The 13,540-nt window shown below is 26.0% G+C and carries 11 protein-coding genes; 3 read left to right on the forward strand and 8 right to left on the reverse strand.

From position 1 onward, the window contains the following. Positions 1-186 precede the first annotated feature (186 nt). The 4 genes from nagA to BHYOB78_RS04070 are packed head-to-tail and all read right to left on the reverse strand — an operon-like array spanning position 187 to position 7,342. The gene (gene nagA / locus BHYOB78_RS04055; protein WP_012672109.1) at positions 187-2,151 is read right to left on the reverse strand and encodes an N-acetylglucosamine-6-phosphate deacetylase; all 1,965 of its coding nucleotides are present in this window, start codon (positions 2,149-2,151) and stop codon (positions 187-189) included. A 13-nt stretch (positions 2,152-2,164) separates the two neighbouring features. After that, complete coding sequence (locus tag BHYOB78_RS04060) at positions 2,165-2,938, reverse strand: 6-phosphogluconolactonase (protein WP_020064121.1); 774 nt, start codon at positions 2,936-2,938, stop codon at positions 2,165-2,167. Between the two features lie 27 nt (positions 2,939-2,965). Then, positions 2,966-5,725, reverse strand: coding sequence for a hypothetical protein (locus BHYOB78_RS04065; protein ID WP_020064120.1), 2,760 nt, complete (start codon positions 5,723-5,725; stop codon positions 2,966-2,968). Between the two features lie 21 nt (positions 5,726-5,746). Next, positions 5,747-7,342, reverse strand: a complete 1,596-nt coding sequence (locus tag BHYOB78_RS04070; protein ID WP_012672112.1) for a coiled-coil domain-containing protein — start codon at positions 7,340-7,342, stop codon at positions 5,747-5,749. A 217-nt stretch (positions 7,343-7,559) separates the two neighbouring features. On the opposite strand from BHYOB78_RS04070, the gene BHYOB78_RS04075 reads away from it, so the two are divergent. Next, positions 7,560-7,922, forward strand: coding sequence for a preprotein translocase subunit SecG (locus BHYOB78_RS04075; protein ID WP_020064119.1), 363 nt, complete (start codon positions 7,560-7,562; stop codon positions 7,920-7,922). An 85-nt stretch (positions 7,923-8,007) separates the two neighbouring features. On the opposite strand, the gene BHYOB78_RS04080 is transcribed toward BHYOB78_RS04075, so the two are convergent. The 4 genes from BHYOB78_RS04080 to trxA form a co-directional block, all read right to left on the reverse strand. Next, on the reverse strand, positions 8,008-8,559 hold the full coding sequence (locus BHYOB78_RS04080) for a hypothetical protein (RefSeq protein ID WP_020064118.1): 552 nt from the start codon (positions 8,557-8,559) through the stop codon (positions 8,008-8,010). 2 nt (positions 8,560-8,561) lie between these two features. Further along, positions 8,562-10,103 (reverse strand): NAD(P)H-hydrate dehydratase, encoded by a 1,542-nt coding sequence (locus BHYOB78_RS04085; protein WP_020064117.1) that lies wholly within the window; start codon positions 10,101-10,103, stop codon positions 8,562-8,564. Next, positions 10,100-11,719, reverse strand: a complete 1,620-nt coding sequence (locus tag BHYOB78_RS04090; RefSeq protein WP_020064116.1) for a LysM peptidoglycan-binding domain-containing protein — start codon at positions 11,717-11,719, stop codon at positions 10,100-10,102. The genes BHYOB78_RS04085 and BHYOB78_RS04090 overlap by 4 nt, the downstream gene beginning before the upstream one ends. A gap of 107 nt (positions 11,720-11,826) precedes the next feature. Continuing rightward, on the reverse strand, positions 11,827-12,144 hold the full coding sequence (trxA, locus tag BHYOB78_RS04095; protein WP_012672117.1) for a thioredoxin: 318 nt from the start codon (positions 12,142-12,144) through the stop codon (positions 11,827-11,829). Positions 12,145-12,357: 213 nt separating this feature from the next. On the opposite strand from trxA, the gene BHYOB78_RS04100 reads away from it, so the two are divergent. Both BHYOB78_RS04100 and BHYOB78_RS04105 read left to right on the forward strand, forming a co-directional pair. Beyond that, complete coding sequence (locus tag BHYOB78_RS04100; protein WP_012672118.1) at positions 12,358-12,759, forward strand: MarR family winged helix-turn-helix transcriptional regulator; 402 nt, start codon at positions 12,358-12,360, stop codon at positions 12,757-12,759. Further along, the gene (locus BHYOB78_RS04105) at positions 12,759-13,427 is read left to right on the forward strand and encodes a YczE/YyaS/YitT family protein (protein WP_012672119.1); all 669 of its coding nucleotides are present in this window, start codon (positions 12,759-12,761) and stop codon (positions 13,425-13,427) included. The genes BHYOB78_RS04100 and BHYOB78_RS04105 overlap by 1 nt, the downstream gene beginning before the upstream one ends. The last annotated feature ends 113 nt before the right edge of the window (positions 13,428-13,540 follow it).

The raw sequence follows: 13,540 nt of genomic DNA on the forward strand, positions 1-13,540 counted from the left end.
TAACTATATATTTTTCTAAATAGTTGTATTATGATAACATATATAGGATTTTTAGTCAAGTTTATATTTGATTAAAGTTTATTTTTATTAATTAAAATTGAGAACATTTTATTAAACAATAAAAGGCTTTAACTAAAATAAATTTAATTAAAGCCTTTATAATATTATTTTACATTAATATGTTATTTATGCATGAGTTACCCATTCATGGTCATAATTATATTCTTTGTAATTTCCTTTGAAAACTACTCCTTTTACTATTAAGTTTTCATCTAATACTACTAAATCAGCAATATATCCTTCTTTTATTCTGCCGTATTTATCATCTATACCCATAACTTTAGCAGGGTAGAGTGAAGCCATTTTCAAAGCCTCCTCTACTGTAGCACCAACTTCATTAACTACATTTCTTACAGACTGACTCATAGTTATAGATGAACCTCCTAAAGTTCCATTATCATCTATAAGTCTGTTTCCGTCTCTATGTATTTTTTTACCAGCCCAAATATATTCTTTTATATCCGGAGCGGCAGCTGGAGCTATAGCATCAGTTACTATACATATATGACCTGTTTTAAGTTTATATGCAAGCTCTACAGATGCAAAATCACAATGCACACCATCACATATTAAACCCGCATACATATCTTTAGTTTCAAGTACAGCACCAACAGCACCTGGCTCTCTTGAACCCCAAGGACGCATAGCATTGAATAAATGAGTTGCAAAAGTGATTCCGTAAGGTATTTTATCTTTTATTTCTGCATAAGTACCGTTAGTATGTCCTACAGATACTACTTTACCTGCCATAGCAAATTCTTCTATTACTTCGCCGTTAACCATTTCAGGTGCTACTGTTACCATTACACATTTTGAGGCATTGATTTTAGATATCATATCCATATTAGGCTCTCTTATGAACTTGTCATTATGAATACCTCTCTTTTCATGCGATATATAAGGTCCTTCAAAATGTATTCCTAATACGCCGATTACTGATAAATCTTCTATACTGTTAAACAAATCTATGATTTTTATCATATATTCATCGCCGTTTGTAATAACAGTTGGTAAATATGAAGTACATCCGTATCTTTGACAAACTTCATTCATATTTTTTAATGTTTCTACAGAAGGATCGGCATTAATATCATATCCTCCTATACCATTAACCTGTAAGTCTATATATCCAGGAGCAACTATCTTTCCTCCCAAATCTATTCTTGTAATAACAGCATCAACATCAATTTCTTTTTCTACACTTTTTATAACATTATTTTCTATAACAATACAATGTCCTTCTATGAACTTTTCACCGTCAAATATTTTAATGTTTGTAAGTGCATAATAAGATTTATAAAGTCCTTTAATAAGTTCTTTAGGATGCAAACTTTTGCTTTCCAAACTCTTAGCATATTTATAAGTTTTTACTTTTAAATCGCTGCTTGATTCTTCATCAGCAACAATTATAAGTTTTTTATGTTCCTGTAGTACAGAAGTAGGGTAGAATTGACTTATAGCCCCTTCAACACAATGAGCTAAAGCATCAGATACATCATATCCGTTTGCCATAACAAGTATATATTTTGCATTAAATGCTTCTTCAAAACCTAATGTAAAACCTTCTCTAGGGAATGTTTCTATAGGCATATTAAATTTTTTAGATTCATAGCTTCTTATTATTTCGCTTATCTTTTTATCTCTTACGCTTCCTTCTAATGATGAACTTGGAGTATTTAGTAGGAAACTTCCGTCTTCAGCTAAATTATCTATTAATAAAGTAATATTGCCTAATTCTTTTATTAAATTAGCCATTCTCCTTGCTTCTTCTTTTCTGTTTGCTACATTACTGTCAAATAAGTGAACATTTTCTTTAGGTATATCTATAAATTTTAAGAAATTATCTTCTAAATATTTCTGTGATATATTTGAATCTATATATTCACCAGATGAAACTATATGAATATTTTTGAAAGATACTATATTATCATTGTAGAAAGATAGTAATTTTTGATAATATGATTTATTGACATATCTTAAAGGAAAAGATAACACAAAAGGCTTGTCTTTATCTGAATAGTCCAATATACATTTTACAGTATAATAAGCAGCCCATTCATAAACGCTTTCATTTGTAATAATGATTCTCATGTATATTCTCCTTTTATTTTATATTTTTTTCTATTTTCATAAATACGGTTTGACTTGATAATCTTAAAGATGATTCATAATCAGCTATAACAGTAACATCGCTATGTTTTTGTAATTTGCTTAAAGGTGAAGAATTACTTATGCCATATTCCAAACAATCTCTTAATGAGCATGAATTATTTATTCCAGATGATGTTAATAAAACAGTATCAACCATATCTATAAATCCCATACCCATACTAAATACAGTTGTTGGTACTTTGCTTTCATCTTCAAATTTATTTTTAATTTCACTTATAGAGTGTTCGCTTAAAGTTTTTATTCTGAATAATGAAGATAATGATGACATTCTTTCATTTCCAGCAGAAGTGGAATCAGCAGTAAGCGAATACCATATAACATCGAATCTTCCTATTTTTTTGATGATATCAAGCTGTTTATCCATTTGAGATTCATCACCGCTGCCGTCAAATAAAAATACATTTTCTTCCGGTATATCTATTTTTGAAAGCAAATTTTCTTTTAAGAAATATGCTTTGCTATTTTTATCTGTCGGAGGAAGTCCTATGTACTCAGATTGCTGAAATATAAATATATTTTTGAAATTAATTTTATAGTTTTTAACATTTTCTATTATTTCTTTGTATATATCTTTAGTATCATCCTGACTCGAAACAGAAATATAAAGCTTTTCTTTTTTTTCCTGCTTTTTCTCTAAGAAATTTAGAATATGTTTTGCTGTGAATACAGTATAATCTTGATATGAATCAGCTATATATATATTCATTAATAAGTCCTTTATAATTAATTAAAATTAATCTGAACTTATTATAACACTTTCCCTATTTTCTGTATATAGTATATTGTTTATTTTATTTGTATTATCTGAAGTATTTATATAACTATTATCTATACTTATTCTATATTCTTTATTTCCAGCAATGAAATTTAAATTTGTGCTATCAAAATTTACAATAGCTGTATTAGGATTTAAAATATTTCTTCTCATAGCTATTGGAACATTATTTTTAGGCATTGTACTTACTATTATCCAAGGTTCAAATTTCTTTACATTTTCTCTAGTTGCTGCTTGTGCTGTATATAATTTATTCTGTCCTATATTAGTTTGAACTACATTATATTCTAACTCATTTGAAGATAGTATTTGTATATATGTGTAAGAATAAGCTCCATCTATTATAAATCTATTTGATTCATTATCAAAAGTTATAGGAAGTTTTGAGTTTACATTCCATTTATATTTATATCCGTAAACATGATATTCTCTTGTTATATCAGGCAATGCTTCTATATCTTCTTTTATTACCAAAATATTAGGTTTTAGATAGTAGAATCTTCTATCATAATTTTTAAGATTTATTGGGTATGTATATCTTTGATTTGCTTTAGCATGAGCATAAAACATTTTATAATAATTTGTTATATTTTCTATATATGAGTAACTTCCCATATTTTCTTCTATTTTATTTCCATCTATTGATATGCCGTTATGAAAATCAGCATCTTTGAAAATAGTATAATTATTAGAATCAAAATTATAACCTAATTCATCTATTATAGAATCACCATAATTATAGTATACAAAACTCATTCTATCATTATGATTAAGTCCTAAAGAATTGTCTGTATTTCTTCCCTTAGCATAAACAGCCAAATAAGGTGCATTTAAAGTTTTTATATTTTCATTGTAAATGGCAGTTTGTATTTTTTTTAAAAGCAAAGTTTCGTATTGGAAATCAACATTAGAATTTACATTGTCTCTGAGATAGTAATTATTCCACATTAAAGCATAAGGAAGATATCTTATGTCTGCAGCTTCACTCTGTGCAAATACAGCATAATTTTTATATAATGGATCAGCACACATTTTGCTTAAAAGTTCCATAACCGCATTTCTAGCACCTGTATCAAATCTTAATTTGCTTCTATTGTATACTGCTGTATATCCTATAGGCAATGTGTAGCCTGAAGGATATCCTACTATTGATAAATATTTTCCTATATTTCTGAATGATTCTAAAGAGAAAGCATCAAATATACCTACATTTTTTAACGATAATGCATAAGTTAGTATAGGCATAATAGTATCAAATGCTTCGCTTATTGAAGATTTAAAACTTCCGTCACTTTCAAACATAGAAAATACCATACTGTTTATATAATTCATAGAAAAATAATGCCAATTTCTAATTTGATCCTGATTAACATTTTCATTAAGCATGTTAATTGCTATTAAGCCTAATGTTGTAACATATTTGATTGTATTTTTATTTCTGTATTCTGATGGATTTTCTATTATATAATTATAAAGTGTTTCTCCGTATTTTATAAATTCCTGCTTCATTAATACTATTTCTTCAGGAGAGAATTCATCATACATCAAATCAAAAGGCATAAGTAAAGAATTAGCTAATATATTTACTGCATCTATAATATTATAATTTTCTATTTTTGTTTCATCTAAATTTACTATATCCCTTATCATCTGCTTGATTTCATATTTCAATAAATTATTATTAGGTTCAAAAGCTGCCTTCAATGACATAACCATAGTATGAGAAGGAAGATTCTCAAAATATAATTTATTAGTATCATCAGTTAATGAATATGATATATTATTTACAGACCATTTTCCCATATTTTCTGCAGTGTATGATCTGAATGCATTTATATTTCTTAGAAGTACAGAAGGCTGAAGTCTGTTTGCTTTATATAGTAAATTATATAAAACTTCAAATGTCTGTTTATCTATAAATACAAAAGGTCTTGGTATATTGAAAGTTTTATTTGTTATAGGTATTATTTTTGTACTGCTGTCATCTATAAAGAAATGATAAATTTTTCTTAAATTTGTATCTCCGTTTTCATCGAAAGCTATATACCATTTTCCGTTTTCTAATGTATTAGTTACAGAGAAGAAACTATTATTTCTCAATGTATATTCATAACGAGTTGTAAATGAAAGCTCTTTAGATATTGATATTCTTGTAAGTGTTGTTCTTTTATTTATCATAACGAAAGGCGGATTACTTTTTGCTATATGTCCGCTTTCAGGAAGTATCAATGCTATATTTTCTCTAGGCTTTCTTTTATCATCATATTCATTTATTGCAATTTTTACTGTATCTTTTGTATCAATATTTCCTATAGTTTCTATACTTATAGATAATTTATCCAATTTATCTTTTTCTAATGGAGGATTAAAATTTGTAGCATATAATGTAAGATTTATATTTCTATTAACTAATGGATTTTCTATAGTAAGTTTTTTTATTGTATTATTTTCTTCTACTTCTATATTTAATTGTATAGGTATATTATCAGAGTCTATATTATAAGTTAATGATATTCCTTCATTTATTTTTACGCTTTTTCCGTATTTTAAATTTATAAATTTAGGATACTGCTTATTATATTCAGGATATGTAATAGTATAAGAATTATCTTTTTTATCATAAACTGCTTCTATTTCCATATTGATTATTTTTTTCTGCGAACATGATAATATAGGTATTATCAATAATGTTAATATAATTCTTATAAGTTTTTTCATTATTATTTTTTATCCTGTTATTTATTCCATTCTAACTCTATGTAATCCTCTTAAATAGTAAGTGATATCTTGTATATTTTTATCTATCATCTGCTTATATTCATCAGGTATATTCTGATCTCTTATAAGTTTGAACATTTCAAGTCCTTCCTGTAAATTACCAAATAAACTTATTCTTGCAGCATTTCTTAATATTCTTTTGTATTTAGAATAATAAGTATTTTCAGGCATATTATCAAAACCATAAGTGATTACAAGTTTCTTTTCATAATCATCTATATCATCTAAGAGCTTCATTCTCATAGTAGGTGTTTCACTGGCTGGTCTTAATTGTGATTCAGGCTTAGCCAATTTAGCACTTTCTTTAGGAGCTTCAACTTTAACAGTGATATTAGGCTGCTGAGCTTGAGGAGCTTGTCCTATTTGCTGAGTAGAGTCAGGAGATCCTACTATAGATTGTCCTCCTGGAGGAGGGGTATATCCTTCATTAATTTCTACACGGCTGTTTTCTATTTTATCGATGATAGTGAAAGGTCTTTTACTTAAATTCTCATCTTTTGTGCTTTCTGAATCTTCCAATCTGTTTTCAACAAGAGTTTCTAATTCTTCAGAAGCTTTATTTAATCTGTCTTCTCCTTCAGATAAAACGGATACAACTTCTGATTTTTCTTCAAGTTCAGCTTCTTCTCTTTCTTTTTCTTTCTGCTCTCTATAATCATCCATAGCAGCACATAATAAAGTAGCTAATTTAGTAATACCTTCTTCTGTTTTGGCATCCATATTTGATAATAAATTGCCGCTACCGCCTTCTTCATCTTCATCTTCAGCAGATATATAACTTTTTCTCATTGTAGAAGCTATATCTTTAGCAGAACTTTTTATGTCGCCTCTTATCTCTTTGAGTTTTTCTTCTTCTTTTTTTAGAAGTTCTCTTTTTCTATCTAATGCTTTTGATTCTTTTTCTATCTGTTTTAATATTTTTAGATTTTCTTTATACTGTTCTTTATCTTCTTTTGATAGTTTATTTGTATTTTTCTTAGCATTTTTTAAATCTGCTACAGCTTCTTTTAATTTTGCTCTTAATTCTTTCTTTTCCTGTTCTGATTCTAATAATTGTTCTTTTAATGCTTTTATTTCTTTTAGAGCTTCTCTGTCTGTTTTAGCAGTTTTTGAAGAAATTTCGCTTTTTGATTTTAATGCTTCTCTTGCTTTTTGTTTTAATTCTTCATTTTTTAATTCTATTTTTCTTTTTTCTTCTTCCAATTTCTGATTGGTTTTTTCTAATTTTTCCAATCTTTTTTGAAGTTTATTTATTTCAGCATTATTACTTTGTGTTCTAGCAGGTATGGATTTTTTTGATTCTAAATCTTCTATTATTTTTTTATATTTGTCTTCTATTTTCTTTTTTTGTATATCTACTACTTTTTTATATTTTTTATTAAGTTCAGCTATTTTCTCTTCGGATTGCTGTAATTTTAATTTCAATTCTTCAGACAATTCTTTATATGAAATTCTGCCTGTTGTTTTTTCCTCTTCTGCTTTTTTTGATGCAGTTTTTTTAGTGTCTAAAGTTTTTTTAGTAGTCTGTTTTTTAATATCTGTCTTTTTTACAGCCATTATAAAGTACCTGCCATTATATGTATTATAATCCTTATTAGTATTAACGGAAAAAATTTAAATTTACTAATAAAAATATTTTTTTTATTTACATAATATCATGTTTCTCAAATAAAATTAAGAGTTTTATGCTTGAAAAATATTTTGTATAATGATATAATTTTTAGCAACAAAATCGTATTTATGATATAAGAAATTAATTTTAAGGAAAATATATATGAACGCTTTACTAACTTTAGGAATCATAGTTTATTCTATAATATGTGTATTATTAATATTGATAATCATTATACAAGGCGGTAAAGCAGAAGGTTTATTTTCAAGTGCTCAGGCTAATGTTTTGGGCAGTCAAAGAGGAAATGCTTTAAGCAAGGCTACTACTTTTCTTTCTACTATATTTGTAGTAGGAGCATTGCTTATATCTGTTGCTATAAGTACTCAGAAAACTGCTTTTGAAAATGTTACAAATACTCCAGCAAATACTACTACTACTCAGCAACAGCAGCCTGCAGCTCCATTAACAGCTCCTACTAATACTGCTGCTCCTATAGAAAATACAAATACTGTTTCTAATCAATAAATAGAATTTTATTAGATTAAATAGAATATTAGAATGTCTCAGCTCATTTGCAGAATATTATTTTTTTAATTATTTGTTAATTATATTACTGTTTTACTTTAATTTTTCTGGTATTTATACTATTTGTTTTGACTAGATTATTGTCAAATTGCAGTATTATTTCTAGTTTATTAGCTTCTTTCCAATAATTTTTATCAAAGCTTAAATTGAATCCTATTCTTTGACCTACTGGGAATCTTATATTATTAAAAGAACGATTACCTGTAAATATTAATTTTCTATTTTTGTACAATGAAAAATAACTTCTTAGTGTTTCTATACTTTCAGAATTAGTATAATTTGAATTTTCGAGTTCTATAGTTGTAATTACTGCATCATTAACGAATTCAGCATTATTAATTTTTACTATAACATCTGTTTTAGGCTTTAAAGCTTCAAATAATGGTATATTATTAAAGAATCCTTTTTTATATAAAAGCATACCAATTACAACTAATGTGAGGAAAGTTCCGTATAAAAACATAAACCATCTTCTAGCAAATATGCTTACCTCTCTTTTAGGAGCAGGGGGCTTTACCTCTCTTTTAGCGTAGAATTCTAATTCTTTTTGTTTAGGGTCGTAAACTTCTCTAGGCAAATTTATATCCTTTTTAGTATTTTATATGAAATATTTGCCAAATCTTTAGGCTGAATATAATCATTTCCGAATTTTTTTGATAATATATTAAAAGATTTAGCCTGTATTATCAATGCTAGTTTTGAAGCATCTAATATATTTAGTTTTCTAGCGAGCAAAGCACCTATAAATCCAGCAAAAACATCACCCATACCTGCTTTTCCCATAGATTCTCTAGGGTTATAATTTATATATATATCATTTTCATACATTAGGAAACTTACAGCATCTTTTAATACTATTGAGGCATTAGTTTTTTCTCTGTATATTAATAATGCCTGATAAGGATTTTCTAAAACCTCTATATGATTTATCTGTGTAAGTTTTTCAAATTCATATATATGAGGAGTGATTATAAAATTATTATTAAGTTCATTAAGAGTGCTTTCAAACATTAAATATAAAGCATCAGCATCAATAACAGTAGGTATATTTATTTGCTTTAATATAGTATTTACAAAAATTTCTGTAGACATATCTCTGCCTATACCAGAACCTATTATACAAGCATCGCTTTTATTAATATCATTTACTATTTCAATGTCATTTTCTGTGAAGAATTTTTGATTTTCTTCTCCAACTCCTATAATAACAATTTCAGGCATAGAAGGCATTATGGCGTCTCTTATATTTTTTATTATGCCTTTAGGTACATATAATCTTATGTATCCTACACCCAATCTATAAGCAGCATTTACAGCTAGAACAGCAGCCCCTATGTAATTATCACTTCCTGCTACTATAGCAAGCATTCCTTGTTCTCTTTTGCTGTATAGAGAGTTTCTATTTATATTTATTTTTTCATTATAATCTATAAGTTTAGCTTTATATCCCCAATTATCTAATATTTCATCTGGGAATATTGATTTTATTATGAATAATTTTCCTATATATTCTCTTGTTCTGTATAAAAAGAATATATCTTTAGCGAAGCATATAGTATATGTTTCATGTGCTTTAAAACAAGTATATACATTGTCATTATCATTTATTTTTGAAACTAATCCTGAAGGTATATCTATTGCTATTCTAAGAACATCTAATTTATTCAAACTATCTATAAGAGCTTTTTGTATTCCTTCTAAAGGTCTGTTTCCGCCTGTACCAAATAATGAATCTAATACTATTGATTTTCTTTCTATATTTTCTGCAGCTGATACGGCATCTTCTTCGCTTCCTAAATAATTAATATCTATATTCATAGATTTTAATATATTAAAGTTAGAGTATGTATCTTTATTAACTCTGTCAAGATTTCCTGTGATATATATTTTTACATCATAGCCATTTTTTATTAAATATCTAGCTATAGCAAGTCCGTCTCCTCCATTTCCTCCGACAGATGAGAAAATATAAACAGTTTTTGTATATAATAATTTTCTATGTCTTTTAACAAGCAGATAGAAAATTTCACTAGCAACATGCTCCATAAGAAGTATGGAAGGAATTTTTTCTATTGTTTTTTTATCTATATTAATTATATCCTCTGTAGTTACAACTTTCATTTTTTTATTCCTAATGTTTCCTTTATTATATCAAATAATGATAAAACCATATTTTCATTTAATTGACCGTATTTTATAAGCTCATTATATGTAGTAGTTATTGTATTATTATTATTTAATATTTCTGTATATGTTTCTTCTGGTATTATATTTGAATTGTTTTTAAATACATTCAAATCATAATATGCAGACAATTTTAAAGCCCATAAAGCATGATTATATTTATTATCATTTGTTAATATAGGATAAACATATATATAAGATTTTGACAATGTATTATTTAAGTATCTTATCTCTCTTATAGAGTAAAAATCTGGAATATTTCTATATGATATAGTACTTCCTTTTCTTATAACATTGCTTATTTTGAATTTATCATTATTATAAGCATATATTAAAGGCCAATATGTAGCATCTCCGTATAAAGTTTTTGCTATATCCCAATAATACATATCTTTTGAAGTAACATATGATAAGTTGGCAGAATCTATTTCATTGAAATATTCATTAACTATATCATAAAGCTTTCTATTTTCTATACGATTACTTGATATTATTTTATTGCTGTTATAGTATATTGATGATGCTATTCCAATTATAAATATTACTATTATTATTATAATTACTCTTATAATACCTACAAGTAATACATTTTTTCTTTTTACATTGTTTTTATCCATAGTGTTCTTTCCTGATTTTTTAATATTAGTGTTTAGTGTTTCTTTATTATTTAATAATTCTTTCTGTATATTTGCTTCTAATAATATATTTTCTGTTTCTTTTTTATCCTCCTCATTATTAACGGAAATGTTAGATTCTAAATCTTCCTTATCAAAATGATTAATATCTAATAATTCTTCTTTAGAATATTCCTTCATTTCAGGATAACCGTTATTTTTATTATCGGATATATTATCTTTTTCTTCTTTCTCTTCTTTTTTTTCTACTACTGTTTCTTCTGAGTCGTTTTTCTTATCTTCTTTTTCATTTAAATTTTTTATCATACTATTTAAATCTATTGAATTATAATTTTTCCATATGTTTCCTACAACATTGTTATCTATAGATTTATTTTCTTCTTCTTTATTTTCTTCATCAGTAACTTCAACTATTTCTTCAATTTCTTCTTTTTCATCTTGATAATTAATTTTTTTATTTTTTATTTGAGAATCCAATTCATCCAATATATCTTCTGTTATTTCATTATTATCTAATTCTTTTATTTTATTTTTTAGATAACTATCTGCTTCAAAATTATTCTTTGAAAAAGTTCCGAAATTTTTTATATATATATCTTCTTCTTTTAATATATCTGCTATATTTTTACATATGCTTTTATATATTGATTTTTCCAAAAAAATATTTTTTATATTATTATTTGTAACATTAAGAGATTCTAATGATTCATCAAAATTTTCATCTTCAGTATTCAATGTAATATTGTTGTTTTGATCTAAGCTTAAAATACCAACTTTATAAATATAGAATCTGTTTTTATCTAGAATAGATGATGTTATTTTTGAGAATAATTTTTGAATGATGTTTTCAGCTTCATCATTTTCTATATTGAATTCACTTGATATATTTTCTAGCAATTTATTATTAGTTCCTAACATATATTATACCTTGAAATTTTTATAATATAATTGCGAATTATATATCAATTTAGAATAAATAAAAGCCTAATTTTTAATAAAATTAGGCTAAAAACGAAATATTTTATTTATAGATATTCTTTTAACCATTCTTTTAATTGAGCTTCATTTTTCATACCTTCAGCTCTTTTAACAAGTTCTCCGCCTTTGAATACCATTAAAGTAGGTATAGACTGAACACCGTATTTAGCAGCAACTTCCTCTGCTTCATCAACGTTAACAGCACCAAAATTCATTTTATCAGCATATTGATCTGCTACTTTATGTAATACAGGAGTCTGCATTTTACAAGGTCCGCACCATTCAGCGAAAAAATCAACTAATATGGCTTTATCTCCGCCTATAGCTGCTTCAAAATTATCTGTTTTTAATTCTTGTACTGACATATTTGTTTTACCTCGCTTATTTTATGATTTGTTTATATGATTAGTATACTCTAACTTTATTAAAAGTCAATAACTTTTTTAATTTTTTTAAATATACTTATATAGGGTATATTTAGTTTGACTTTTTTGTATATTGATATATAATGAGTATTATTATAATAAGTTTACTCATTATAAGGATACTTACTATTGGAAGATTTACATTATTTATTAATGAAAACTAATTCTATATTTGCACGTAGAGTAATGCATGAGGCAAATAAAATAGGACTTACATCGGGACAGCCTAAAGTCTTGTATTTTTTATCTAAATTTAAAGAAGCAGATCAAAAAACTATAGCAAATTATCTTGAAATAGAGCAGACTACAGTTGGAAGTATATTATTAGGTATGGAAAAATCAGGACTTATAGAAAGAAAACAGCATGAAGGAAATAGAAGATCCCTTTATGTTTCTTTGACCGAGAAAGGTAAAGAGTATTCAAAGTGTATGTTAGAAATTTTTGATAGAATAGAAAATAAAGCAATAAAAAATATACCAAAAGATAAACAGGAAGAACTTAAAAGTTTATTAATAGAAATATCTAAATCACTTACAGATAACGGAGTCGAATAATGAAAAAAGAAATTTTTAAAAATCATTTTATTGAGAGATGTATTATATTTTTGATAGGGCTTTATATGATGTCTTTGGGAATAGCATTTTCAATTAAAGCATCATTAGGTACTTCTCCAATTTCAAGCGTACCTTATGTTACAAGCTATATATCAGGACTTTCTGTTGGAGAAACTACAATTATTATTAATATTTTATTTATAATATTGCAAATAGTTATTTTAAGAAAGGAATATGATTTATTTCAGCTTTTTCAAATACCTGCTCTTATTTTATTTGGTATAATGATAGATTTTTCTCAATATTTAATAAAAGACATAGCATATACAAATTATTTTCAGCAATGGATTTTATGTATTATAGGTATATTATTGGTTGGTTTGGGAGTAAGTATAGAGGTTATGGCAAAATTGGTTACTACTCCAGGTGAAGGTTTGGTGCTTGCTATATCTAAAATATTTAATCTTAAATTTGGAAATACAAAAATAGCTTTTGATGTTACATTAGTATTAATTTCTTTAACTACTATTTTAATATATTTAGGACATTTAGAAGGGGTTAGGGAAGGTACTATAATAGCAGCAATCTTTGTAGGTTTTATAGCGAAATTAGCCAGCAAGCCTTTGAAAGTTTTGGAAGATAAATATTTAATTGAAAAAAGTGTTTAAATATAAAATTTATTAGTTTTTAAACGAGTATAATACATTTCTACTATTAAAAAAATGTTAAAATAAAAAGCCCCATTTATAATTAAATAGGGCTTTTCTTTTATTATTAAAAT

This window comes from Brachyspira hyodysenteriae ATCC 27164 (assembly GCF_001676785.2).
In the GTDB taxonomy this organism is placed as follows: Bacteria; Spirochaetota; Brachyspiria; order Brachyspirales; family Brachyspiraceae; genus Brachyspira; species Brachyspira hyodysenteriae.